We start from the raw sequence: 24,261 nt of genomic DNA, 5'->3' as shown, positions 1-24,261 counted from the left end.
CCGCTACGAGAGGGCGGGCACCGACCGGTCCGTCGGCCGCCGGGTGCGCAGCGCCAGACAGAGCCCGACCGCGATCGCGCACAGCGCGCCCGCGCCGTACCAGGTGAGGTCGTAGTTCCCGAGCGCGTCGCGGGCCACGCCGGCCAGACCGGCGACGACGGCCGCGCCGATCTGGTGGGCGGCGAGCACCCAGCCGAAGACGATCGGGGCGTCCTCGCCGAAGTGGCGGCGGCACAGTGCGACGGTCGGCGGCACGGTGGCCACCCAGTCCAGACCGTAGAAGATCACGAAGGCGAGGATCGGCGGCTGGAGCGAGCCGGCGAGCAGCTGCGGCAGCAGGAACAGGGACAGGCCGCGCAGCCCGTAGTAGACGGTGAGCAGCAGCCGGGAGTCGACCCGGTCGGTGAGCCAGCCGCTGAACACGGTGCCGACCACGTCGAACAGGCCGATCAGGGCGAGCAGGCCGGCCGCGGTGGTGACCGGCATGCCGTGGTCGTGCGCGGCCGGGATGAAATGGGTGCCGACCAGGCCGGCGGTGGTGGCGCCGCAGATCGCGAAGGAACCGGCCAGCAGCCAGAACGGCCGGGTGCGGGCGGCGCCGCGCAGCACCCGCAGCGAACGGAGCAGGGCGCGGCCGTCGTTGACGGGGGCGGGCGGCGCCTCGGTCGCGCCGTACGGCATCAGGCCGAGGTCGGCGGGCCGCTCGCGCATCAGCAGCAGGACCGGGACGGCGACGGCGCAGGCGGCGAGCGAGACCACGACGACCGCCGCGCGCCAGCCGTGGTGTTCGACCAGCCAGGCGCCGACCGGCAGGAAGACCAGGTTGCCGGCGGCCCCGGCGGCGGTGAGCACCCCGGTGACGAGGCCCTGGCGGGCCTGGAACCAGCGGCCGGTGATGGTGGTGGCGAAGGCGCCGGCCATCGAGCCGCTCCCGAGGCCGACCAGCACGCCCCAGCAGAGCACCAGTTGCCAGGGTTGGCGCATCAGCATGGTGAGGCCGGCGCCGACCGAGATGGTCAGCAGGGCGCAGACCACCACCAGGCGCACGCCGAAACGGTCCATCAGGGCGGCGGCGAAGGGGGCGGTGAGGCCGTAGAGGGTGAGGTTGACGGAGGTGGCGCTGGAGATCGTCCCGAGCGACCACCCGAACTCGTTGTGCAGGGCGTCCATCATCAGGCTGGGCGTGGAGCGGAAGCCGGCCGAGCCGAGCAGGACGAGCAGGGAGACGGCGGCCACCACCCAGGCGTAGTGCACCCGGGGACGCTCGGCGGGGGCGGGTCGGTCGGGATCGGAAGCAGTGGAGGCAGTGGGGGCGAGGGTGCTTCTTTCGGTCACGCGGACGAGTGTCCCGGCACGCCCGGGGCCGGAACGAGTGGCCTGAATGACAGCTTTCGCAAGAATCGGGCCACGGCCTGGCGTACCCTGACCCGGACCCCCACCGACCTGCGGAAGGACCGGCATGGCGCACCTCGTCGCGGTACTCGCCCTGGAGGGCGTGATCGCCTTCGAACTCGGCATCCCCGCCCGGATCTTCGGCAGCGCCAGGGGCGACGACGGGCAGCCGCTCTACCGGGTGGCCACCTGCACCCTGGACGGCGGGCCGGTCGGCACCAGCACCGACTTCCGGATCGCCGTCGACCACGGGCCCGAACTGCTGGAGCGGGCCGACACGGTGGTGATCCCGGCCTCCCGGGACTCCAGCCCGGGCGTCGTCGACACCGCCTTCACCCCCGAACTGGCCGCCGCGCTAAGGCGGATCCGGCCCGACGCCCGGCTGATGTCGATCTGCACCGGCTCCTTCCTGCTGGCCGCCGCCGGCCTGCTGGACGGCCGCCCGGCCACCACCCACTGGGCCTACACCGACCGCTTCGCCCGGATGTACCCGCAGGTGAAGCTCGATTCCGACGTGCTCTACACCGACGACGGCGACGTCCTCACCTCCGGCGGGGTGGCCGCCGGGGTGGACCTGTGCCTGCACGTGGTGCGCCGCGACCACGGCAGCGCGGTGGCCAACGCGGTGGCCCGCGCCTGCCTGGTGCCGCCGTGGCGCGACGGCGGCCAGAAGCAGTACGTGGAGGCCCCGAGCCCGGTGGAGACCGGTGGCTCCACCACCACGGCCGTCCGCGCCTGGGCGCTGGAGCACCTGGACGAACCGCTGCCGCTGCGCCAACTCGCCGACCGGGCGGGCATGAGCGTGCGGACCTTCACCCGGCGCTTCCGCGAGGAGACCGGCGCCAGCCCCGGCCAGTGGATCACCACCCAGCGCACCGAGCGGGCCCGCCAACTGCTGGAGCGCACCGATCTGACGATCGACCAGGTCGCCCGGGAGTCCGGGTTCGGCACCGCCGCCTCGCTGCGGCTGCAGCTGCGCGGCCGCCTGGACGTGGCCCCGAGCGCCTACCGGCGCACCTTCCGGGCCGGTCCGGCCGAGGCCGTACCGGGGGTGCGACAGGCTTCCTGAGTGAGGGCTGGGACAAGGCTGGCGGCTGGCCGGAATTCGCCGCTCCCGGGCGGCGCCACGGACAGCGGCCGGCCGCGCGCACCCCGAGCGCAGCGCGGCAGGCCGCCATCCGATCGCGGCGCGCGGGCCCTGAAGCCGCGCCGCGCCCTCCGCACTCGCCGAGGAACGGCCCGCGACCGGCGGTCCACGGTCCCCCCTGCTGGCGCGATCCCCCTGGACAGCAGCACCGTGGCGGCGGACGGACATCCCCTCGGCGTCCCCTCGCAACGGAGAGCCGCACCCAAGCGTGATCAGTCGGATACGTCACGTCAATGGGTAGTCCGAAATTCGGAATGGTTGCGTCACCTTTCGGCCGGTGATCGGCACCGGCCGGCGACCGTACCGAAAGCCGCTATTGCGCCAAAGCCGCCCAGTCCGCGCCCGCCATCGGATCGGCCGGGCGGGCGTCGACGCCGATCTCGCACCAGACCCGCTTGCCCGAGCCGTCCGGGTACCAGCCCCAGCGCTCGCAGAGCAACTCGACCAGCTCCAGGCCGCGTCCGTTGGTGGCGTCCTCGTCCGCCCCGGCGTGCCGCGGCGCCGGGGCGGTCCGGCTCGCGTCGGCCACCTCCACCCGCAGCGGGCCGGCCGGGCCGGGCTGCGCCGCGTCGTCGGACATCGGCAGACAGAGCCGCAGGACGGCCGGACAGCCGGTGTGCACCACGGCGTTGGTGACCAGTTCCGAGACCACCAGCACCACCGTCTCGGCCATCGGCGCGTCCGGGTCCACGCCGTGGTTCAGCAGCCGCGAGCGCACCCACCGACGGGCCCGGCCGACCTCGGCGGGGTCCGCCTGCACCGCAAGCTGCACCTGAAGAACCTGCACCGCTCCACCACCCGCACTCGCAGTTCGGCCATCGTCCCGATCGGGCCGGATCGGCCGGCCGGCGGACCCTCGCGCATCGCCCGGTGCCACCCGAGGCTCACGCGGGCGCTCGCCGACCCGTCCGCCCGGCGCCCACTCGTCCGCGCCAACTCGTCGGTCGCGCAACTGGCCGCGACACGAATACGCCTCAGGATGGGTGGGCGGGCGAACCGCAGCAAGCGCTTCGGGCATATTCCGGCGATCGGGCGACAGGGCAGTGCATACTGTCCCGTTCACTCTCGCGAGCCTCGCACCGGCACTCGTCCGGCCCGGGCCGACCGGCCGGTCCCGCATAGCGCGTGAACCTACCTCCGGACACCCCCCGGCACCCCGCCCGCCACTCGCGAACCACCCGTGCGACATGTGTCCAGCAGGTCTCGAACAGCGCCGTCGACGGACCGCCCCACGAGCGGACCGCCCACCGTGTGACGGCCCACCCACGCACCCGGACCGCCCGCGCGCATCCATGAGGACGCCGATCAACCAGGTGGGCGGCCGATCTTGCCGGATTCCGTCCCGCCGCCGTCCGGCCACGGGATACCGTTGGGTAACGTCAGCGAACCGGGCAGGAGGGTGGTTGTTGATGGCCACCCCGGACCGAACTCCGCGCTGGGACGAGCAGTTGCAACGGCGCCTCGCCCGCGGCGAGGAGACCGCGCTCGGCGAACTCTACGACCAGCTCGCGCCGATGGTGCACGGGCTGGCCGGGCGGATACTCGCCGACCAGGCCGCCGCCGCCCAGCTCACCCGGGAGATATTCGCCCACCTCTGGGAGCACCCCGAGGACTTCGACCCCGCGCAGGGCTCGCTGCGCTCCTGGCTCGGCGCGCTCACCCACCGCCGCGCGGTCGAGCGGCTGCGGGCGCAGCGCGCCGCCGAGTGGACCAGGGGCGGCGACGCCGGCCCGGCCGAGGCGGAGATCCGCGCCGTGGCCACCGCCGCACGCGTGCAGTACGTGGTCGACTCCCTGCCCCAACCCCTGCGTGTGACCATCGCGGTGACGTACTACGACGGCCGCACCTACCAGGAGACGGCCCGGCTGCTCGGCATCAGCGAGCAGGCCGCCAAGCAGCGGATGCGGCTCGGCCTGGAACTGCTGGCCACCGAACTGGCCGACGAGCGGGCTCGCCAGGACGAGGACGAGAACGGGTGAACATGTCCGAGGAGCAGCACGACGCGTTTCGCTCGCTGCTCGGCGCCTGGTCCCTCGGTGCCTGCCCGCCGGGTGAGGCCGCCGAGTTGGAGCAGCACCTGCGCGCCTGCCCGGAGTGCGCCGAGGAGTCGGCCCGGCTGCGCGATGCGGCCGGCTGGCTCGCCCTGGACGAGCCGCTGGACCAGCCCGGCTCGTTGCGCCAGCAGGTGCTGGACTGGTGCCTGGCCCGCCGCCCGGCCGAACTGCCCGTCCCCGCCTGGGGGATGCCGTACACCGCGGAGACCGCCAAGCTCGACGTGCTGCTGCGCGACCTCGGCCCGGAGGAGTGGCAGGAGGTGGCCGAACTGCCGTGGCACGGCGGCACCGAGCGGCTGCGCCCGGCCGAGGTGCTGGGCCGGCTGACCGCCGTGGACGGCGTGCTGGCGCTCGCCCTCGGTCTGCCCGACCCGGTGTCGGCCGCTGCGGGCACGCCCGCGGTGTCCTCGACCGCACCGGCCCCGGCCGTCGAGCGGCGGGTGCCGGCGCAGGAGGCGGCCGTGGCGCCGCGGGTCCCGCCGCAGGGCGGCCCGTACGCCGCGATCACCGCGCGCACCGCCCGGCTGCTCGCCGACCAGGCCGGGCTGCCTCCGCAGTCGGTGCGCTCACGGTGGCGGCGGCAGACCCACGACCTGGTGCGCAGCGCCGCGCTCGCCCCGCAGGGCAGCGCCCTGGTCGACCTCGGCTTCGCGGTGCTGCCGCTGCGCGACGCCTTCGTGGACCGCGCCCTGGAGTGCTTCGTGCACGGCGAGGACGTGGCCCGCGCGGTGGCCTACCCGTACGACCCGCCGGCCCCGCAGCACCTGCGGCAGATGGTGGAGCTGGTGGTCCGGCTGCTCCCCCGGGCGCTGGCCGGGCTGCGCGCGGCGCGGCCCGAGCGCGCCGGGGTGCCGGGTGCGCCGGCCGGGAGCGACCCGGGCGGCCGCCGGCTGCGACTGGTGGTTGACGGTCCGGCGGCGGGCGAGTGGCTGGTGCCGCTGGACGGCCAGGAGGCCGGCCCGCCCGGTGGGGAGCCGGTGGCCTCGATGGTGCTGGACGGCCTGGAGCTGTGCCAGCTGGCCGCCGCGCACCGCGACCCGGACCGGCTGCCGGTGGGCGAGCACGGTGACCGGGCCGCGGTGCGCGAGGTGCTGCACGCGCTGCCGCTGCTGTCGCGGCCGTAACGCCGTAAGGCCGTAACGCCGTAAGGCCTTGACCGGGGCTACGCGAAGACGACCGTGCGGGTCCCGTCCAGCAGCACCCGGTGCTCGCTGTGCCACTTGACCGCGCGGGCCAGCGCCTGGCACTCGACGTCCCGGCCGAGCGCGACCAGCTGGTCCGGGCTGACGTCGTGGGTGACCCGGGCCACCTCCTGCTCGATGATCGGGCCCTCGTCGAGGTCGGCGGTGACGTAGTGGGCGGTGGCGCCGATCAGCTTCACGCCGCGGGCGTGCGCCTGGTGGTAGGGCTTGGCGCCCTTGAAGCTCGGCAGGAAGGAGTGGTGGATGTTGATCACGCGGCCGGACAGCTCGGTGCACAGCTGGTCGGAGAGCACCTGCATGTAGCGGGCCAGCACGACCAGTTCCACGTCCTCCTTGGCAACCAGGTCCAGCAGCTGCCGCTCGGCCTCGGCCTTGGTGTCCTTGGTGACCGGGATGTGGTGGAACGGGATGCCGTAGCTCTCGGTCAGGTCCTGGAGGTCGGTGTGGTTGGAGACCACCGCGGCGATCTCCACCGGCAGCGCGCCGATCCGGGTGCGGTAGAGCAGGTCGTTCAGGCAGTGCCCGAACTTGCTGACCATGAGGACGATCCGCATCCGCTGCTCGGTCGGGTGGATCTGCCAGTCCATCCCGAAGGAGGCGCCGATCGCGGCGAAGCTGGCCCGCAGCTTGTCGGCGGTGACCGGCTCGGGGGCGGAGAAGTGCACCCGCATGAAGAACAGTCCGCTGTCCCCGTCGCCGAACTGCTGGCTGTCGATGATGTTGCAGCCGGTCATGAAGAGGTAGCTGGAGACAGCGTGGACGATGCCCTGCTTGTCGGGGCAGGACAGCGTGAGGACGTACTGGGCGCTGGCCGGCTGCTGTTCCACTGGGGGTATCCCGTCCTGAGGTCGTGCGTGCGTGGACGCTCCAGCGTGTCACATCCTGGACAGTCGCCGCCCCGCTGCCCGTACTGCGGGACGGCACTGCCCGGTGGGAGGTCTCATACCTGGGTCAGGATGCGCAGCACGTCCAGTGACTTGGGCGCCGCGTCCGGGTCGTCCCCGTCGCCGACGGCCAGCGCGACGTGCGCCTCGCGGGCGGCCCGGACGGTCTCCGGCCAGCCGGGGTGGCCGAGGTAGGCGGAGGCCGGGGCGTCCGCACCGACCTCGTGCAGCATCTGCACGGCCCGCAGCACCGCGACGTCGACCAGGGCGGCCTCGGCGGAGTCGCGGAAGATCGTGCCCACGTACTTCTCGGCGGACCAGCGGTCCAGCCAGGTGTCCTCGACCAGCCGGTAGACGGCGTCGGTCACGTCGCCGAAGCCCTCACGGCCGGCCAGCCAGGTCTCCTGCTGGAAGCCGGGGTCGGACAGCATGTGCAGCGCCGAGCGCAGTCGGGCTCGCCAGCGCCACCAGGGCAGGTCGTTGAGGGGCATGCCGCCCATCGTGCTGGAGCGGTGGCCCGGACGAGAAGGGTTTCGGGCGGACCTGTGCGAAGAATCTGTGCTGGCGGACATGGTGAACGATCGTACGTTCCCCGTCTGTTCGTACTCCACTCGCGATCTACACGCGTACCTCTCCGGAGTTCAGCCGCCGTTTGCCGACCGTTCCCATTTCGGCCCTCTCGGCTTGTGGCGCCGGGGCTTGGCTGGTTCCGGTGCGCCGGATGGCGCCCAGAGAGGGAAGACCGATGACCAGTCGAAGGGACTCGTCCCAGGCCCGTCCCCCGATCGCCGGACGCCGCCGCCGGCGCCGGCGCCCGATCGCCGCCGCGGCAACCGCCGCGGCCCTGCTCCCCACCCTCTTCTCGGCCTCCGCGTGCGGCGGACCGGCCGATGCCTCCACCGCTGCCGACGACCTGACGGTGATGACCTGGGCCCCGTCCGGCACCGGCTCGGCGGACCGCCCGGGCATGACCGCGCTCGCCGAGGCGATCGGCCAGGACGTCAACCTCAAGGGCGGATTGAACGGCCACCGGCTGCGCGTGATCACCTGCAACGAGCACAACCGGGCGGACGGCGCCAAGGCCTGCGCCCAGCAGGCGGTGGACGCCAAGGCGGTCGCCGTGATCGGCTCCTACAGCCAGTGGGGCGACGCCTTCATGCCGGTGCTGGAGCGCGCCGGCATCCCGCTGATCGGCGGGTACGGCCTGTCCCAGCCCGAGTTCTCCAGCCCGCTGTCCTACCCGGTGGACGGCGGGATGCCCGCACTGATCGCCGGCAGCGGCCGCCAGCTGGTCGAGGCGGGCTGCAAGGCCGTCTCGCTGGTCCGCCCGGACACCCCGGCCGGCGACAGCCTGCTCGGCTACCTGGGCAACGCGCTCAAGCCGGCCGGCATCAAGCTACTGGACGTCAAGGCGCCCGAGCAGTCCTCGGACTACACCCAGGTGGTCCGCAAGGCCATCGGCAAGGACGACCCGGGCAACTGCATCACCAGCGCCCTGGCCGCCGAGCCGACCGGCAACCTGCTGGACTCCTACCGGCGGCAGAACCCGAGGAACACCCGGATCGCCTCGGTGATCGGCAGCGTCCAGCAGTCGGTGGTCGACTCCACCGGCGGCGACACCGGCCCGCTGGCCGGCGCGTACGTCACCAGCTGGTACCCGCCGGAGTCGGCCAAGACCTGGGACGGGCTGCGCGGGGTGGTGCGCTCCGACACCACCGGCGGGCGGACCATCGACGTCTCCGACCCCGGCGTGCAGACCACCTGGGTCGCCTACGAGGTGTTCCGGTCGGTGTCCGAGAAGCTGTCGGCGGCCGGCAAGCCGACCACCGCGAAGACGATCACCGCGCTGCTGGACAGCGGCGAGGGCATCGACGTGGGCCTCACCCCGCCGCTGAACTGGGGCACCACCAACATGCTGCCCAGCACCGAGTCGCCGCGGCTGGTGAACACCTGGGTCACCTACCAGGTGGTCAAGAACGGCAGGATGACCCTGCAGCAGCCGGGCTTCGTGGACGTCCGCTGGGTGCTCACCGGGGGCCGTCCCCCGGCCTGACCGGGCGGGCGGCCCGGTGGCCCGCCCGTCGGCGTCGTGCAGCGCCCAGGGCCTACAGGTCGCCGTCGCTGCGGCTGGGCAGCCCGGCCTGGGTGGCGATCGCGTTCCACAGGGTCGAGGCCTGCTTCTTCGCCGTGGTCGCAGTGCCGCTGGCCTGGACGGCGTTCTTGTAGTGCTGGTTGCCGGTGTCCGGCTTCTTCGGGTCGCAGGAGGACTGGGCGTCGGTCGCCCACGCCGCGTACTCGTCGTCGGCCTGGGCCGAGGCCGTCCAGGCGGCGTTGAGCTGGTCGACCAGCTGCTGGCCGCCGGGGAGCTTGTCGGTCTTCAGCTGGCCGAGCTTGCTCTGCAGCTCGCGCCGCTTGCCGGCCGCCGCGGCCAGCGCTTGCTGCGACTCGGGGAGCTTGTCGCACTTCTGCACCGAGGCGACCGCCGAGACCACCGAGCTGCGGCTGTCGCTCGCGGTGCCCAGCAGGTCGGACAGCGGCTGCGCCTGGGCCTTGACGTCCGAGTCGGCCGCGGCGCCGGAGCCGGACGCGCTCGCGGTGCCGGGGGCGGTGCTGCCGGTGGCGGCCACCGGGGCGGTCTTCTGGCCGCCCTTGGTGTCGTTACCGCCGCCGCCCATCAGGACGGCGACCAGCACGCCGGCCGCCGCGCAGCCCGCCACCACACCGCCGATGATCAGCTTGTTGGACGGGCGGCCGCCACGGGCGGAGCCGCCGCCCTGGGTGGCGTCCGGGTCCGGCGCGTAGGTCTCCTGGCCGTAGCCCTGCGCGGGATAGGCCGGCTGCTGCGGCTGCGGCGCGTAGCCCTGGTAGCCGGGCGCGGTCTGCGGCGGAACGCCGTACCCGGGCTGCTGCACCGCGTAGCCGCCGGCCTGCGGGTCTCCGCCCGGGTACGGCGGCAGGTGCTGGGTCTCCGGGGCCTCGGGCTGCGGGCTGCCGTAACCGGGCTGGGGGGCGTAACCCGGCTGCGGCGCGGCGCCCCACGGGGGCTGCTGGGCGGGCACGGCCTGGGTCGGCATCGCGTGTGCGCCGTCGCCGAGGTACTCCGGCTGCCCGGACGGCTGTCCGACCGGCGGCACGGCCGTGGGGCCCTGCGGATAGCCCGGCTGGCCCTGGGGCTGGCCGGGCTCCGGGCGGAACAGATCGTCCAGGTTGAAGTCACCCGAGTTGGGGTACGAGCGGCGCTGGCTCAACGCGATTCCTCACCTGGGCCGGACCGCGCGCTGACGGCGGACCACATCTCGTCGGTTCTTGGGAGCATCACAGTTCCTTGGACGTCGCGCCCACGCTACCGGTTCGCCTCACCGGGTGACCACGTGGGCGGGACGATCCCACACGCTCCCTGCACGGACGGTCTCAGGGTCCTCCCGCCATTGCTATGCCGCCTCCGCGTCCGCCCGGGCGTGGAACTCGCGCACCACCCGCTGCTCCCGGTAGGGCTCCAGCCTGCGCCGGAACTCGTCCAGGTACTCCACGCCCCGGTTGGAACGCAGCCCGCTCAGCAGGCGCACCGCCTGGGTGCCCGTCTCGCAGGCGCGCTCCAGGTCACGCTGCTGGAGCTGGGCGGTGGCGAGCAGTACGAGGTCCACCGCGCGGCGGCGGACCCGGGTCGGCGGATGCAGGTCGAGCGCCCGGCGGGCGTAGTGCTCGGCCGGACCGGCCTGCTCCAGGTCCCGGTGGCAGTGGGCGAGCTCGTCGGCGAGGTAGGCGTCGTCGAAGTGGGCGATCCAGTCCGGATCGTCCTCCGGGCGGCGCTTCTCCATCATCTCCAGCGCCTTGGCCGACACCGCCTCGCAGGAGCGGGCGTCGCCGAGCAGGGCGTGGCCGCGGGCCTCGGCGGCGTAGAACATCGCCATCGCCGTCGGGGTGGCCACCGCCCGGGCGCCCTCCTGGGCGGCGCGGGCGAGCTGGGCGATCTCCCGCGGGTTGCCGAGGGTGGCCGCCAGGTGGCTCATCGAGGCGGCCAGCACGTAGCCGCCGTAGCCCCGGTCGTCGGCGGCCTGGGCCAGCCGCAGGGCCTGGATGTAGTAGCGCTGGGCCAGCCCGGGCTGCCCGGTGTCCACCGCCATGTAGCCGGCCAGCTCGGTCAACCGGGCCACCGCGGCGAAGAGTTGGCGTCCGGTCTCCTCCCGGTAGGCACCGCCGAGCAGGCCGGAGACCACCGAGTTGAGGTAGTGCACGACCACCGGGCGGACGTGCCCGCTGCCGAAGCGGTGGTCCAGGTCGACCAGCATCACGGTGGTGGCCCTGATCGCGGCCACGTCGGTCGGGCCGACCCGGGGGCCGCCGGTGCGCGCCACCACCGGGTCGGGCGGGGTGATCAGCCAGTCCCGGCTGGGCTCCACCAGGGCGGAGGCGGCGACCGTCGCCCCGGTCAGGAAGTCCCGCCGGCCGACGTCACTGCGCCACAGCTCACACACCTGCTCCAGGGCCGCGTTCAGGGTCGGCGCGAACTGCAGCCCGATGCCGGAGCTGAGGTTCTTGCCGTCGGCCATGCCGATCTCCTCGACCGACACGCTGCGGCCGAGCTTGCGGCCCAGGGCCTCGGCGATCACGGCCGGCGCCTGCCCGCGCGGCTGCTGACCGCGCAGCCAGCGGGCCACGGAGGTCTTGTCGTAGCGCAGGTCCAGACCGTGCTCCGCGCCGCACAGGTTGACCCTGCGGGCCAGACCGGCGTTGGAGCAGCTGGCCTCCTGGATCAGTTGCTGCAGACGCTCGTTGGGCTGTCGTGCGACGAGTGGTCTCGCGGCCATTGGGCTTCGCCTCCCCACACCCTCCGGCCCCGGCCGGCGGGCGACGATTCTGCTGATCTGTTGCCGACTGTCCGACCGTCCAAGGAATCTGACACCAGGTTAGCGATCAGCAACGCCAGCGGGATACCCACGGTGACGAACCGCACCCCCCACGCGCCCTGGGAAATGCTTCCATGCGCCCCCGCTGCGCCCGCCTCCGCCCGCCCCAACTCGGTTGAGTCACCGGTTCGGGTGACATTGCCCGGATGCGGCCGACCGGGTCCCACCGGGCCGTAACCAGCCTCACGCACGGTAGTTGAGCAGCGCGTGGAAGACACCCCCGACGCCCCCGGCCAGGACAAGAACGCCGACCTGCCCCCACTGCTGATCGAAGCCGTCAACTACGCCGAGAACCGCCACTGGGAGGTGGCCCCGGGCGCCTGGCTGATCGACGGCGACGGGCCCGCCCGCTGCTCCTGCGGCGACCTGCGCTGCGCGCTGCCGGGCGCCCACCCGCTGGACGCGGACTGGGCCCGCAAGGCGAGCGCCGGGCCGGGCGCGGTACGACGCTGGTGGACCGAACGGCCCAAGGCCTCGATCCTGCTGCCCACCGGCCGGTCCTTCGACGTCCTGGACGTCCCGGAGACCGCCGGGTGCCTGGCGCTGGCCCGGATGGAGCGGATGGACCTCCAGCTCGGCCCGGTCGCGGTGCTGCCCGCCTCGCCCGGCCGGCTGGGGCGGCGGCTGCACTTCCTGGTGCTGCCCGGGGTCGCGGCCAAGCTGCCGGAGATGCTCCGCAAGCTGGGCTGGCCGCAAGGGCGGCTGGACCTGGTCGCCCGCGGCGAGGGGGACTGGACGGTCGCCCCGCCGTCCCGGATCGGCTCCACCGGCTACGCCCAGTGGGCCCGCTCCCCGTCCGCGCTCAACCGCTGGCTGCCGGACGCCACCGAGCTGATCAGCCCGCTCGCCTACGCGTGCGGCCGCGAGGCGCCCTCGCACCACGTCCAGGCCGCCCAGCCGGCCGGGGTCTGACCACAGGATCCTGCCGCCCTGCGCCCGATCGGGTGAGGGCGTGCACCGCGCGACACCCCGCGCGCGAGTGACGGGCCTTGTCTCCCACCGGAGGCGGGGCCCGTCACACGCATGTGCGGATAAGACCCGGGTCTACCCGCTGGTCAACCGAAAAAGCCCCTCGTACGAGTGACAGCGCTCAAGGATTGCCGTGATCGGCCGAGGGGAGGAATTGCGGTGTGAGGGGACGCCGGAAGGGTCGCTCGGACGGGGAAGCCGGGCGAGGCGGATGGAGGGGAACCGGGAGGGAGCGGAGGGGACGGAGGGGAACCGGGAGGGAACCGGGGAGGACGGGAAGGGCCCGCTGCACGGGGAGCAGCGGGCCCCGATCGTTCTCAGGCCTGGGCGACGAAGACGTGCTGGGCGATGTCCTTGCCCAGCTCCGCCGCGTTGTCCCCGGTGCCGACCAGCACACCGGCCACACCGGTGCTCACCTTGACCGTGGAGCCCGGCCGGACGCCGGCCCGGCGCAGGGTGCTCATCAGCTCGCTGTCGGTCTGGATCGGCTCGCCGATCCGGCGGACCACCACGTCGGCCCCGGCCTCGCCCGGCTTGACGGAGTCCAGCGGGACGAGCGCGGCGTCGAAGCCCTCCCCCTCGGCCTTGGTGTCGCCCAGCTCGTCCAGGCCCGGGATCGGGTTGCCGTACGGGGACTGGGTCGGGTGGCCGAGCATGGCGAGCACCTTGCGCTCGACCGTCTCGCTCATCACGTGCTCCCAGCGGCAGGCCTCCTCGTGCACCTGCTCCCACTCCAGGCCGATCACGTCGACGAGCAGGCACTCGGCGATGCGGTGCTTGCGCATGACGCGCACCGCGAGCCGGCGGCCCTCCTCGGTGAGTTCGAGGTGGCGGTCCCCCGCGACCTGGAGCAGCCCGTCGCGCTCCATCCTTCCGACCGTCTGGCTGACCGTGGGACCGCTCTGCTCCAGTCGCTCGGCGATCCGGGCGCGCATCGGGACGATGCCCTCTTCCTCCAGTTCCAGGATGGTGCGAAGGTACATCTCAGTGGTGTCGATCAGCCCAGACATCGCCGCTGGCTCCGTTCTTCGGTGTCCTCACCGCCAATTCTGACGTACCGCACCGACGAGCGGGCCCGCCCGGGGGGTTCCGGTACCGGTTTTCGTTCCTGTTGACAGCGGTGCCGCCGGGGCGCGACCGTGCTCGCCGTAGCTTTCTCCACTGGCGGTCTGGACCACCCCGGCCGCCCCACCCGGCCGGCGCCCCCACCGGCAGAGAGCGAAGGCAACCGATGAACGACCTGGTCGGCAGGTACTTCGATGCCGCGATCGACCACCTGAAGCGGGTCCGCGAGGAGGAGGCCGACACCATCGAGGCCGCCGCCGCCCTGCTGGCCGAGGCGATCTCCGGGGGGCGCCGGGTGTTCGCCTTCGGCGCCGGGCACTCCTCGCTGCCGGCCCAGGACGTGGTCTACCGGGCCGGCGGGCTGGTCCCGATGAACCTGCTGAACGTGCCCGGGATGGCCGGGGTGACGATGATGCCCGCGCCGCTGGCCAGCGCCCTGGAGCGGGTCTCCGGGCTGGCCACCGCCACCCTGGACCTCACCCCGGCGACCGCCGGGGACCTGCTGTTCCTGATCTCGTTGTCCGGCCGCCAGGTGATGCCGGTCGAGCTGGCCCGGTACGCCCGGGACCGCGGCCTGAAGGTGATCGGGGTGACCTCGCTGGCCTACCCGGGCGAGGTGCCCTCGGCCCACCCCTCCGGCACCTATCTGAAGGACCACTGCGACGTGGTGCTGGACAGCAAGGTCGCGGTCGGCGACGGCGAGCTGACCCACCCGGGCGCCGAGACCTCCTTCGGCCCGGTCTCCACCATCGTGACCAGCGCGCTGATGCAGGCCGTGGTCGCCTCCGCGGTCGGCCGGCTGGCCGACCGGGCCGCCGCCGGGGACGCCCCCGCCCCGCCGCTGTTCCGCTCCGGCAACGTCCCGGGCGGCACCGAGTGGAACGCCGAGCAGATGGCCGAGAACGCCGAGCGCATCCTCTACACCTACTGAGCCGCACCCGTCGGCACACGCTGGGTGCCGACCCGAACACGGGGCGTACCGGACAAACCAGCGGGGCTTCCCGGCCATTGCGGGCGGCCCCGGGGCTTGTGAGGCGTACCGGGAAGCCGCCCGGGGCAGGAGAGCGGTGCGACCGGAGCGACGGGTGGGGGCCGAACATGGCGTCTGGTGCGGAACGGACCGGGTGGGTGTGTGAGCGCGAGCTGCTGCCCGGGTTCTTCTGGGCCGCCGACGCGGCCTCGCTGCGCGGCCAGCGCCGCGCGGTGCTGCTCTCCGCCTGGGAACTGCTCCTGCTGCTGATCGCCGCGGCGACCGGCTCGGCCGACGGCGAGCCCTGGGCCTGGCCGGCGGCCGGGGCGTACCTCGGCGCGATGACGCTGGCCGTGGTGATCAGCCGGCAGAACCCCCAGGGCCTCTGGTACGAGGGCCGGGCCGCCGCCGAATCGGTGAAGACGCTGGCCTGGAAGTTCGCCGTCCGGGCCGACGCCTACCAGCCGCCGCCGCGCAGCCTGCCGGACGCCGAGGGCCTGTACCGCTTCCAGCTCGCCCGGGTGCTGGGCGCCTTCCGGGACAGCCCGGTGGCCGTACCGGCCTCGGAGGTGGAGCTCGCCGGGATCACGGAGGCCATGCGCGACCTGCGCGACCAGCCGCTGGCGGTGCGCCGCGAGGTGTACCTGAACGAGCGGATCCGGGTGCAGCACGACTGGTACCGCAGCAAGTCCCGCTACTGCGCCCGGGCCGGGCACTGGACCGGCGTGCTGGGCGTGCTGCTGCCGGCGCTGGGCCTGGTGCTGGCGGTGCTGCGGGCGCTCGGCGCGTTCACCTACGACGCGCTGGGCACGGTCTCGGCGGTGGCCGCCTCGGTCACCGCCTGGGCGCAACTGCGCCAGTACCGCCCCCTGGCCGCCGCGTACGGGCTGGCGGCCGACGAGCTGGAGCTGATCCGGAGCCAACTCGCCCGGCTGGACCTGGAGTCGGCGGACGCCGAGGAGATCTGGGCCCGGCTCGCCCGGGACGCCGAGGACGCGGTGTCCCGTGAGCACACCACCTGGCAGGCCCGCCGGGAGGTGCGCACCACCACCGACCGGGAGCTCTGAGGAGGAACGCGTGGCGTTACGGATGGTCAAAACGGTGGACGGCCGCGCCCTCGCCGTCGAGTCCCTCGGCGACCCGCGCGGCCGTCCGGTGTTCCTGCTGCACGGCATGCCCGGCAGCCGGGTCGGGCCGCACCCGCGCAGCACCGTGCTGTACCGGCTGGGGGTGCGGCTGATCTCCTACGACCGGCCCGGCTACGGCGACTCCACCCGGCTGCTCGGCCGTCGGGTGGCCCACGCGGCAGCCGATGTCCGCACCATCGCCGACGAGTTGGGGCTGGACGGCTTCGCGGTGCTGGGCCGCTCCGGCGGCGGCCCGCACGCGCTGGCCTGCGCGGCGCTGCTGCCGGAGCGGGTCAGCCGGGTCGCGGTGCTGGTGGGTCTGGCGCCGCGCGACGCGACCGGCCTGGACTGGTACGCCGGGATGACCCCGTCCAACGTCCGCGCCTACCGGGAGGCGGACCGCGGGCACAGCCGGATCGCCGACGCGATGGAGTTCCGCTCCCGGCAGATCAAGGACGACCCGGTCCGGCTGCTGAACGGGCTGCGCACCGAACTCTCCCCCGCCGACCGGGAGGTGGTGGCGGACAGCGGGCTGCGGCAGATGCTGCAGAGCAACTACCGGGAGGCGTTCCGGCACGGCGCGGACGGCTGGATCGACGACATGCTGGCCTTCACCGCCGAGTGGGGGTTCGAGGTCGACTCGATCCGGGTGCCGACCTGGCTCTGGCACGGCGCCGACGACCAGTTCTCGCCGGTCGACCACTCCCGCTGGTTGGCCGACCACATCCCGGGCTCCGAACTGTTCCTGGAGCCCGGGGCGGCGCACTTCGGGGCGTTCCGGGTGATGACCACCGCCCTGGCGTGGGCGGCCGGCTAGGACCAGGGCGCGGCTAGGCCTTCACCGGGGTCAAGGGTTCGCCCCCGCCCAGTACGGCCACGATGTTGTCCACCGCGAGGCCGCCCATCGCCTGCCGGGTGCGGACGGTGGCGCTGCCCAGGTGCGGGACCAGCACCGCGCGATCCTGGGCGAGCAGCGCGGCCGGGACGTCGGGTTCGTGCTCGAAGTTGTCCACGGCGGCGGCGAACAGCGCCCCGGACTCCAGCGCGGCGGCCAGTGCCTCCTCGTCCACCACGCCGGCGGTCATGCTGACCACCACCGCCCCGCGCGGCAGCATCGCCAGCCGGCGGGCGTCCAACAGGTGCCGGGTCTCCTCGGTGCACGGGCAGGTGACGACCAGCACGGTGGAGGTGGCGAGCAGTTCCTCCAGCGGCTTCCACTCGGCGCCCTCGGCCTGCCCGGGCTGCAGTTCGCGGCGGTTGTGGTAGCTCACCGGCATGTCGAAGGCGCGGGCCCGGCGGGCCACCGCCTGCCCGATCCGACCCATGCCGAGGATGCCCAGCGGGGTGCCGGCCAGCTCCAGGCCGAGCAGGAAGTTCGGCGCCCAGGTCCAGGGCGTGCCCGAGCGCAGCAGGCGTTCGCCCTCGCCGAGCCGGCGGGTGGCGGCCAGTAGCAGCGCCCAGGTCGTCTCGGCGGTGGCGGTGGTGAGCACCCCTGGGGTGTTGGAGACCGCCACGCCGCGCTCGGCGCAGGCGGCCAGGTCGATGTTGTGGAAGCCCACCGCGTGGTTGGCGACGATCTCCAGCTGCGGGCCCGCCGCGTCCAGGAACTCGGCGTCCACCCGGTTGTTCAGGGTGGTGAGCACGGCCCGCCGGCCGCGGACGGCGTCGAGCAGCTCGGCGCGGTCCATCTCCTCGTCGGTGTCGCGGCAGGTCACGGCGTGGTGCGCGGTGAGCCGTTCGATGACGCCGGGCGCGAGGCGCCGGGTGACCAGGACCGGGGGCGGGGTCGCGCTCATGGCTTCCATGGCTCCGGAGCGTACCCCGCCCCCTCCCGGTCACACCGGCTGCGGCTCCAGGTCGCGGTTGATCCGCTTCCAGCCGCGCGCGGAGACCGTGTTGGGGTGCTCCTCGCCGACCTGCCGGATCAGCTCGGCGATCGCCCGCGCGCGCAGCTCCGCGGCATGGGTGTGCCGGCCGGCCGCCCGCAGGGTGATCGCGAGGTTGGCCTCGCAGGCCACCGCGTCCGGGTGCTGGGGCGAGTAGCGCTCGCACAGGCCCTGGTAGGCGGCCCTGCCGAGCCGCTCGGCGATCTCTATCTGTCCGTCGTCGCCGTAGGCGTTGGCCAGGTTGATCACCGCGTTGAGGGTGTACGGGTGCTCCGCCCCGACCGAGCGGGTCAGCCCCTCGACGGTGAGCCGGCCGCGCTCGATGGCGCCCTGGACGTCGCCGCTGCCGCGCAGGTAGATGCCGAGGTTGTTGGCGCAGGCCAGGGTGAACGGGTGCTCGTCGCCGAACAGCCGCCGGTGGCCCTCGAAGACGGTGGCGCATAGGTCCCGGGCGGCCTCCTTGTCGCCCGAGGCGCTGTGGTCGGCGGCCAGGTTGAGCGCGCAGGCCAGCGCGTCGGGGGCGTCGGCGCCGTACCGCTCCAGGTAGCGCTCGTAGGTCTCCTTGGTGATCCGGCGGGCCTCGGCGAGCTGGCCGATCCGGCGCAGCGAGACCGCCAGCGACTTGGCGTTGCGCAGGTTCTCCGGGAGGTCCGGGTCGAGCACGTCACCGAGGTCGGAGGTGACCTCCTGGAGCAGGTCCACCGAACCGCGGTAGTCGCCGAGTTCGCGCAGGTCGCGGGCCAGGTTGGACTTGGTGGACAGGGTGTAGGGGTGCCTGGGCCCGAGCACGGCGGTGCGCCGGTCGAGGGTCTCCTGATCGAGTTCGCGGGCGGCCTCGCTGTTGCCGACCAGCCGGTAGTCGATCGCCAGGTTGTTCGCCATGGAGAGCGTGCGCGGGTTGTCGTCGCCGAACAACTCCCGGAACTGCTCCAGGATTTCCTGGTCGAGGTCCAGCGCGGCCTGGAACCGGCCGAGCGCCCGGCGGTCGGCGCCCAGCGAGCCGGCCGTCATCAGGGTGTACGGGTGGTGCTCGCCGAGCAGCGCCCGCTGGCGCTCCAGGGTGGACTCGTCCAGGGCCAGAGCCTCGGCGTAATTGCCCTGGGAGCGGAGCACGTTGGCGAGCTGGAAGCGCAGCAGCAGGGTCTGCCGGTCGTCCTCGCCGAGCTTGCTGGTCCACTCCGCGTCCAGGGCGTGGCCCAGGTCGCGGGCGCGGTCCAGTTCGCCGCGCTTCCAGAGGTAGCGGACCCGGTCGATCAGCAGCTGACGGGTGTCCGCCTCGTCGCAGTTGTGCGCCCTGGACGGCGACAGGTGCGGCCAGATCTCGTCGAAGGCGGGCCAGTTGGCCGGGTCGTCGGTGTCGCCGAGGACGGGTCGGGCGCCGGTGAGGATGCGGTGCACCTCGTGGACGGCGATCTCCTGCTCGTCGTCGGTCATCCCGGCCCGGATCACCGCCTGGACGAGCCGGTGCACCTGGAAGCTGTTGCTGCCGGCGTCGACCTTGGCCAGCGCGTACCGGCCGATCGCCTGGATCACCTTGCCCAGCATGAACTTGTCGCTGAGGTCGGCGTCGAACTTCACCAGCGCCCGGATCATCTGGTCGCTGTAGAAGAGGTTCATCGAGATCGGCTCGGGCGCGAAGAAGGCGCACAGCTGCAGCAGCCGCACCGCCGCCGGGGACTGCTGGCGCAGCCGTCCGATCGAGACGTTCCAGGTCGCGGCGACCGGCGTCGGGTAGTCGGCGGGGCGGCCGACGGCGAGCGCCCGGGCGGCCTCGGCGTGCAGCTGGGTGACGTAGGTGTCCACCGGGGTGCCGGTGGTGTCCAGCCAGGCGGCGGCCACCTCGACGGCCAGCGGCAGGTCGCCGACCGCCTCGGCGACCCGGTCGGCGTCCGGGCGGGAGAGGCTGCGGGCGCGCCGGCACAGGTGCTCGACGCTCTCGCCGCGGGTGAAGACGTCGACCTCCAGCGCCTCGGCGTGCCCGGTCCAGGCCTGGTTGCGGGAGGTGACCAGGATGTGGCCGGAGCCGCCGGGGAAGAAGCGGCGGATCTCGGCGGGCTCGTCGGCGTTGTCGAAGATCAGCAGCCAGCGCGAGGTGGGCACGCCGCGGCGCAGCGCCTCCCGGGCGGCCTCGGCGGCCTCGGTCACCGAGTCGCCGACCCGCAGGCCCAGTCGGCGGGCGAGCTCGGCCAGCGCCGGGGCGACCAGCTCGGTCTGCTCGGCGTCGATCCACCAGACCAGGTCGTAGTCGGACATGAAGCGGTGGGCGTACTCCAGCGCCACCTGGGTCTTGCCGACGCCGCCGAGCCCGTACAGGGTCTGCGGGGTGGGCAGCACGGCCGCCATGCCGCCGCGCAGTTGGTTGCGCAACTGCTCCAGGACGGCGGCGCGGCCGGTGAAGGACGGGTTGCGCGGCGGGACGTCCCACACCGAGGGCTTGCTGCCGGGGAAGCGCGGGCCGCCGCTGGGGGCGTCGCCGAGCGCGGCGTCGCCGCGGCCGAGCGCGCGCAGCAGGCTCTGGATCGACTGGGTCTCGTCGCGGCCGACCAGGTCGACCGGGTTGCGGTTGCTGAACGGCGCGGTGAGCCGGACGTCGCCGACCCGGACGGGCAGCAGCTGGCGGCGGGTGCCGGAGGGGTCGGAGCTGACCACCGACTCCCACAGCGCCCGCGCCTGCGGGGAGCGCTGGTAGGCGGGCGAGAGCACGGCGACCGTGCGGTAGGCGGAGTCGATGCCGCGCTCGGTCTCCTCGCGCGGGTCGGTGCCGGCGCTGAGGTCGCGCGGCAGCACCCGGAAGCCGGCCCTGGTCAGGATCGACTCGATCCAGTCCGCCCACATCCGGTCCTCGGGCACGTAGGACAGGTACAGGTCGGCGGGGACGGACGGGCGGCGGCGGGTGAAGGCGTCCACGTAGCGCAGCCGTACCTCCTCGTCCATCACCGGCAGACCGGTGACCCGGCCCTCGGTGATCACGGAGGTGAGCCGCTCGCAGGCGGCCAGCATCGAGGTGGGGGTGCCGGTCTGGTCGCCGAAGGTGGCGAGGATCTCCTCGTAGGCGTAGAACGGCCGGTACGGGATCTCCACCGAGCCCCAGTACTGGGCGAGCTCGTCGCCGCCCAGGCCGGACGGCAGTCCGTCGAAGCGGACCCGGGCGAGGGCGCGGCCGGCGTCGGCCTTCTCCTTCTCGCCCTCGTCGATGCGCATCGGGACGGGCAGGATGCGGATGCCGCGCTCGCGGTAGCGGTCGTGGATGTGCTGGGCGATCCGGGAGGCGCCGTCGATGGACTGGTCGCTGAGGGTGAAGCAGACCACCAGGTCGTCGGGCATCTGCACGGTGCAGATCTCGGCGATGTCGGACAGGCCGGTGCGGGAGTCGATCAGCACGTAGTCGTAGCGCTTGGCCATGTCGGCCTTGAGCGCGTCGAAGAACTGCCCGCCGTCGAAGCGGTCGTAGAAGATGTCCCAGTCGAGGTGGGTGACGGCCTCGGAGTAGTCCCGGTTGAACTGGCCCGCGGAGAGGAAGTCCAGGCTGCCCCCGGCCGGGAAGTGCGGCCAGGTGAGCGAGAGGGCGTGCGGGTGCACCCGGGCGAAGTCCAGGTGCCAGCCATCGGCGTGCTCGACCGGGCGCAGCGCCTCCTCCCGGTACTCGGCGATGAGGTCCATCATCCCGGTGGTGCCGGCCAGGGAGGCCGGGTCGAGGAAGGGGTGGAAGAACTTGGCCAGGCCGGGCGCCTCCAGGTCCCAGTCCACGGTGAGGACGCGGAAGCCGTTGGCGGCCAGGATCCAGGCGGTGTTGGCGAGGGCCATGGTGCGGCCGGTGCCGCCCTTGTAGGAGTAGAAGGTGATGATCCGGCCGTTGCGGTCCTGCTCCGCGCCCTGCCGCTCGGCCTCGCGCTGGGCGGCGAGGTCGGCGGCGGTGAGGCCGCCGAGGCGGAGGTTCCTGGTGCGGTTCTCACTCATCGATTTCCTCGTCCTCCCAGGGGCGCCATCCCGTCATCGGGGTCATCGCCGTCGTCACGGTGCGGTGCGGTGCGGTGCGCTGCGTTGCGGTCGTCACGGTGCGTTGCGGTCGTCACGGTGCGTTGCGGTCGTCATGGTCGGGGTCGTGGGGTTCGGGCCCGTACGGTTCCACCCTGTGCCCGCCCTCCTCGAAGTCGTCCGGACCGTAGGGACTCGGCCCTCGCCGGAAGGCCTCCCGCAGGCTCGGCCGGGGAGCCGGCGGCTCCTCCGGTTCGGCCCTGGTGCGGCCCTCGAAGGCGTACTTGGCCTTCATCGCCGCCCGGGGCAACGCGTCGTCGAAGTCCTCCAGGGTGTTCAGTCCGGTCGGGCCGGTCACCCCGAGGAAGCTGGGGCGGCCCGCGCGCCGGGTCTTGCGCAGCGTCTGGTCGCTCAACCCGCTGAACTCTCCGTCGTGTTCGAGGCACTCCCGGTCGTCGGTGTTCCACGGCTCCAGCACGCTCACCCAGGTGGCGTCGGAGCGGTCGAAGCGGCGGACCAGCTCACGGCGGCGCGGGTCGCGCAGCGCCCACCGGTCCAGCAGCAGCAGCCCGGGGGCCTCGGCGTTTCCCTCGATGATGGACTCGACCTCGTCGTCGAACTCGTGGACGGTCGGTTGGAACCCCAACTGCCGTGCCAGGCGCACCGCGTGCTGCGCGATCGGTGAACCGGCCGGACGGTAGGGGTGCCAGTCGCTGCGCTTGGCGCCGTAGAAGTCGGGGTTGCGGTCCGACGGCAACTCACCCTGGTGGTAGGTGAGTACGGAGATCCGCAGCTGCTTGGTCGGGGCGGTCACGTTGAAGGCGCTGGGGAGCCCGTTGAACTCCAGCCGTCGCCCGACCGGGATCACCGTCTCCTCCGCCACCTGCACGATCCGCGCCGCCAGCCGGTGCACGGCCAGCTCGTAGGCGGAGCGGAAGTAGGTCAGCTTCATCAGCGCGTACAGGCCCTCGGTGGCGTAGTCGGGCCCGAAACTGGCGTGGTTGAACTGCAGTTCACTGGCCACCTTGGGCAGCCGGTAGCGGCTCATCGGCGCCCACAGCACCGGGACGATGCCGCTGGTGCGCTCGGCGTCGATGGTCGCCGGATAGACCGGGCGGCGGGTGAAGGCGTGCCACTCCTGACCGCACGGCACGCTGTTGAAGTACCGGGGCGAGTACAGCGGTACGAACACCCGACAGCTCGCCAACTCCTCGGACAGCCGTTCGGCCCACAACTCGCCCTGGTGCATGGACTCGTCCATGAACCCGACCGGCACCCCGGCCGGGGCGGTGGTGAGTTGCAGCACCGCCTCGCACAGGTCCCGGTACAGCTGCCTGACCCAGTGGTTCGGATCGCCTGCGCCCCGCGCACCGGACTTCGGAGTGTGCGCGTAGGAGAGGAAGAAGTACGGCCGGGCGTCGTCCTCGTCCCAGCCCCGGTCAGTCACACGTGCCTCCCCCGGGCCCGTCGGCAACCTGGTTCCCGCAGCCCCCGTGCGGCGGGGCTTCAGTGTAGGAACGACTGACACCCCAATGGAATAGCACAACGACTCGCACGAATTGACATGACCGAAACGATGCCGCTGCGCTCGTCGTTGAGCAGTACCCTCGTTTCGGCCACCGCGAACTATCAGGGAGGAGCCTCCATGGACCAGCTCAACTGGCAGAGGTCGAGCTTCAGCGGCACCAACACCAACTGCCTTGAGATCGCCTCCGAGGGCGACCTCGTCTACATCCGCGAGTCCGACAACCCCGACCTCGTCGTCACCACCACCCGCACCAAGCTCAACGCCTGGATCCTGGGCGCCAAGGACGGCGAGTTCGACCACTTCGTCGGCCTCTGACCCCTCACCGCCGGTAGCGGACGGCCAGCGCCCGGGCCGTCTCGGCGATGCGGTCGCGGAGTTCGGCCGGTTCGAGCACCTCGACGTCGGCGCCGAGGCGCAGGAACGATCGATCTTCGAGCGGGAGTTCGTGACCGGCCAGCGGGCGGTGGGCATCACCGTCGGCGGCCGCTTCCGCGACCTGGACGACCCGGACCGCTTCGTCTGGCTGCGCGCCTTCCCCTCCATGCCCGAGCGCCGCCGCTCGCTCGAGGCCTTCTACAGCGGCCCGGTCTGGCACGCGCACCGCGACGCGGCCAACGCCACCATGGTCGACAGCGATGACGTCCTGCTGCTGCGCGGCCCCGGCTTCACGCCTCTTCCGGGCGGCCGCGAGGTGCTCGCCACCATCTGCCACCCCGTCGACGAGGCCTCCTTCGACGCCTACGCCGCTTGCCATCTGGGCCCGGACCAAGCCCTGCACCACACCGAGCACGCCGAGAACGACTTCCCCCGCCTCCCCGTCCGCACCGGCGAGGACGTCCGCCTCTAGTTTGGCCCGGCCGAGCCGCCGCCCTGGCCGGTCCAGCGGTTGCGGCTGGAACCTGTGGCCTGAGGCCCTCACCTCGTCCCCGGCGCGGGCCCCGCTCGACGGACGGGGCTCGCGTGCCACAGTTGGCACCTATTCCCCGGTGTGCCGCCCCCTGAACCGCTCGGAGCCCCACCACCGTCACCACCACCCGCACCAAGCTCAACGCCTGGATCAACGGCGCCAAGGCCGGCGAGTTCGACCACTTCGTCGCCTGACCCCAGGCCCGCGGCCGCCGGGAAACCACAACCCACGCGCGAAAACAAGGGAAA

General features: G+C 73.2%; 21 protein-coding genes. 10 read left to right on the top strand and 11 right to left on the bottom strand.

The features are described 5' to 3' along the window. Positions 1 to 3 precede the first annotated feature (3 nt). Complete coding sequence (locus tag ACWC9T_RS21680) at positions 4 to 1,335, bottom strand: MFS transporter (protein ID WP_449822672.1); 1,332 nt, start codon at positions 1,333 to 1,335, stop codon at positions 4 to 6. Between the two features lie 124 nt (positions 1,336 to 1,459). On the opposite strand from ACWC9T_RS21680, the gene ACWC9T_RS21675 reads away from it, so the two are divergent. After that, positions 1,460 to 2,461 (top strand): GlxA family transcriptional regulator, encoded by a 1,002-nt coding sequence (locus tag ACWC9T_RS21675; RefSeq protein WP_449822671.1) that lies wholly within the window; start codon positions 1,460 to 1,462, stop codon positions 2,459 to 2,461. 391 nt (positions 2,462 to 2,852) lie between these two features. Here ACWC9T_RS21675 and ACWC9T_RS21670 read toward each other — a convergent pair whose 3' ends face one another. Continuing rightward, positions 2,853 to 3,326 (bottom strand): ATP-binding protein, encoded by a 474-nt coding sequence (locus ACWC9T_RS21670; RefSeq protein ID WP_449822670.1) that lies wholly within the window; start codon positions 3,324 to 3,326, stop codon positions 2,853 to 2,855. A 622-nt stretch (positions 3,327 to 3,948) separates the two neighbouring features. Here ACWC9T_RS21670 and ACWC9T_RS21665 point away from each other — a divergent pair. Next, positions 3,949 to 4,518, top strand: coding sequence for a sigma-70 family RNA polymerase sigma factor (locus ACWC9T_RS21665; RefSeq protein ID WP_449822669.1), 570 nt, complete (start codon positions 3,949 to 3,951; stop codon positions 4,516 to 4,518). Positions 4,519 to 4,520: 2 nt separating this feature from the next. After that, positions 4,521 to 5,717: a zf-HC2 domain-containing protein gene (locus ACWC9T_RS21660; RefSeq protein ID WP_449822710.1), complete on the top strand. Its 1,197-nt coding sequence runs from the start codon at positions 4,521 to 4,523 to the stop codon at positions 5,715 to 5,717. A gap of 38 nt (positions 5,718 to 5,755) precedes the next feature. Here ACWC9T_RS21660 and purU read toward each other — a convergent pair whose 3' ends face one another. Beyond that, complete coding sequence (purU, locus tag ACWC9T_RS21655; RefSeq protein WP_449822668.1) at positions 5,756 to 6,622, bottom strand: formyltetrahydrofolate deformylase; 867 nt, start codon at positions 6,620 to 6,622, stop codon at positions 5,756 to 5,758. Between the two features lie 113 nt (positions 6,623 to 6,735). Beyond that, positions 6,736 to 7,170, bottom strand: coding sequence for an SCO4402 family protein (locus ACWC9T_RS21650; RefSeq protein ID WP_449822667.1), 435 nt, complete (start codon positions 7,168 to 7,170; stop codon positions 6,736 to 6,738). A gap of 254 nt (positions 7,171 to 7,424) precedes the next feature. Between ACWC9T_RS21650 and ACWC9T_RS21645 the strand changes: the two genes are divergently transcribed. Next, complete coding sequence (locus tag ACWC9T_RS21645) at positions 7,425 to 8,732, top strand: ABC transporter substrate-binding protein (protein WP_449822666.1); 1,308 nt, start codon at positions 7,425 to 7,427, stop codon at positions 8,730 to 8,732. Between the two features lie 52 nt (positions 8,733 to 8,784). On the opposite strand, the gene ACWC9T_RS21640 is transcribed toward ACWC9T_RS21645, so the two are convergent. After that, positions 8,785 to 9,927: a hypothetical protein gene (locus ACWC9T_RS21640; protein WP_449822665.1), complete on the bottom strand. Its 1,143-nt coding sequence runs from the start codon at positions 9,925 to 9,927 to the stop codon at positions 8,785 to 8,787. A 183-nt stretch (positions 9,928 to 10,110) separates the two neighbouring features. Then, positions 10,111 to 11,487 carry a transcriptional regulator gene (locus ACWC9T_RS21635; RefSeq protein ID WP_449822664.1) on the bottom strand — a complete coding sequence of 459 codons (1,377 nt, stop codon included), beginning with the start codon at positions 11,485 to 11,487 and terminating at the stop codon, positions 10,111 to 10,113. 306 nt (positions 11,488 to 11,793) lie between these two features. Between ACWC9T_RS21635 and ACWC9T_RS21630 the strand changes: the two genes are divergently transcribed. Then, positions 11,794 to 12,498, top strand: a complete 705-nt coding sequence (locus ACWC9T_RS21630; RefSeq protein WP_449822663.1) for a bifunctional DNA primase/polymerase — start codon at positions 11,794 to 11,796, stop codon at positions 12,496 to 12,498. A 374-nt stretch (positions 12,499 to 12,872) separates the two neighbouring features. On the opposite strand, the gene ACWC9T_RS21625 is transcribed toward ACWC9T_RS21630, so the two are convergent. Next, complete coding sequence (locus tag ACWC9T_RS21625; protein WP_449822662.1) at positions 12,873 to 13,565, bottom strand: metal-dependent transcriptional regulator; 693 nt, start codon at positions 13,563 to 13,565, stop codon at positions 12,873 to 12,875. 221 nt (positions 13,566 to 13,786) lie between these two features. On the opposite strand from ACWC9T_RS21625, the gene ACWC9T_RS21620 reads away from it, so the two are divergent. The 3 genes from ACWC9T_RS21620 to ACWC9T_RS21610 all read left to right on the top strand — a co-directional run bounded on the left by ACWC9T_RS21620 (position 13,787) and on the right by ACWC9T_RS21610 (position 16,534). Then, positions 13,787 to 14,551: an SIS domain-containing protein gene (locus ACWC9T_RS21620; protein ID WP_449822661.1), complete on the top strand. Its 765-nt coding sequence runs from the start codon at positions 13,787 to 13,789 to the stop codon at positions 14,549 to 14,551. A 197-nt stretch (positions 14,552 to 14,748) separates the two neighbouring features. Continuing rightward, positions 14,749 to 15,657: a DUF4231 domain-containing protein gene (locus tag ACWC9T_RS21615; protein WP_449822660.1), complete on the top strand. Its 909-nt coding sequence runs from the start codon at positions 14,749 to 14,751 to the stop codon at positions 15,655 to 15,657. Positions 15,658 to 15,679: 22 nt separating this feature from the next. Then, entirely contained in the window at positions 15,680 to 16,534 is an 855-nt protein-coding gene (locus ACWC9T_RS21610) for an alpha/beta fold hydrolase (RefSeq protein WP_449822709.1), read from the top strand. A gap of 13 nt (positions 16,535 to 16,547) precedes the next feature. On the opposite strand, the gene ACWC9T_RS21605 is transcribed toward ACWC9T_RS21610, so the two are convergent. The 3 genes from ACWC9T_RS21605 to ACWC9T_RS21595 form a co-directional block, all read right to left on the bottom strand. Next, positions 16,548 to 17,522, bottom strand: coding sequence for a 2-hydroxyacid dehydrogenase (locus ACWC9T_RS21605; RefSeq protein ID WP_449822659.1), 975 nt, complete (start codon positions 17,520 to 17,522; stop codon positions 16,548 to 16,550). Positions 17,523 to 17,552: 30 nt separating this feature from the next. After that, positions 17,553 to 21,560 carry an FxSxx-COOH system tetratricopeptide repeat protein gene (gene fxsT / locus ACWC9T_RS21600; RefSeq protein ID WP_449822658.1) on the bottom strand — a complete coding sequence of 1,336 codons (4,008 nt, stop codon included), beginning with the start codon at positions 21,558 to 21,560 and terminating at the stop codon, positions 17,553 to 17,555. A 112-nt stretch (positions 21,561 to 21,672) separates the two neighbouring features. Beyond that, positions 21,673 to 23,025 carry a TIR-like protein FxsC gene (locus ACWC9T_RS21595; protein ID WP_449822657.1) on the bottom strand — a complete coding sequence of 451 codons (1,353 nt, stop codon included), beginning with the start codon at positions 23,023 to 23,025 and terminating at the stop codon, positions 21,673 to 21,675. 198 nt (positions 23,026 to 23,223) lie between these two features. On the opposite strand from ACWC9T_RS21595, the gene ACWC9T_RS21590 reads away from it, so the two are divergent. After that, on the top strand, positions 23,224 to 23,421 hold the full coding sequence (locus ACWC9T_RS21590; protein ID WP_449822656.1) for a DUF397 domain-containing protein: 198 nt from the start codon (positions 23,224 to 23,226) through the stop codon (positions 23,419 to 23,421). A gap of 4 nt (positions 23,422 to 23,425) precedes the next feature. On the opposite strand, the gene ACWC9T_RS21585 is transcribed toward ACWC9T_RS21590, so the two are convergent. Continuing rightward, positions 23,426 to 23,500, bottom strand: coding sequence for a hypothetical protein (locus ACWC9T_RS21585; RefSeq protein ID WP_449822708.1), 75 nt, complete (start codon positions 23,498 to 23,500; stop codon positions 23,426 to 23,428). Between the two features lie 51 nt (positions 23,501 to 23,551). On the opposite strand from ACWC9T_RS21585, the gene ACWC9T_RS21580 reads away from it, so the two are divergent. Beyond that, complete coding sequence (locus ACWC9T_RS21580; protein ID WP_449822713.1) at positions 23,552 to 23,953, top strand: hypothetical protein; 402 nt, start codon at positions 23,552 to 23,554, stop codon at positions 23,951 to 23,953. Positions 23,954 to 24,261: the final 308 nt, after the last annotated feature.

The sequence above is a fragment of the Kitasatospora sp. NPDC001159 genome (assembly GCF_053598235.1).
Note: the sequence above shows the minus strand (reverse complement) of the source record. Positions and strands in the feature narration are given on the sequence as shown.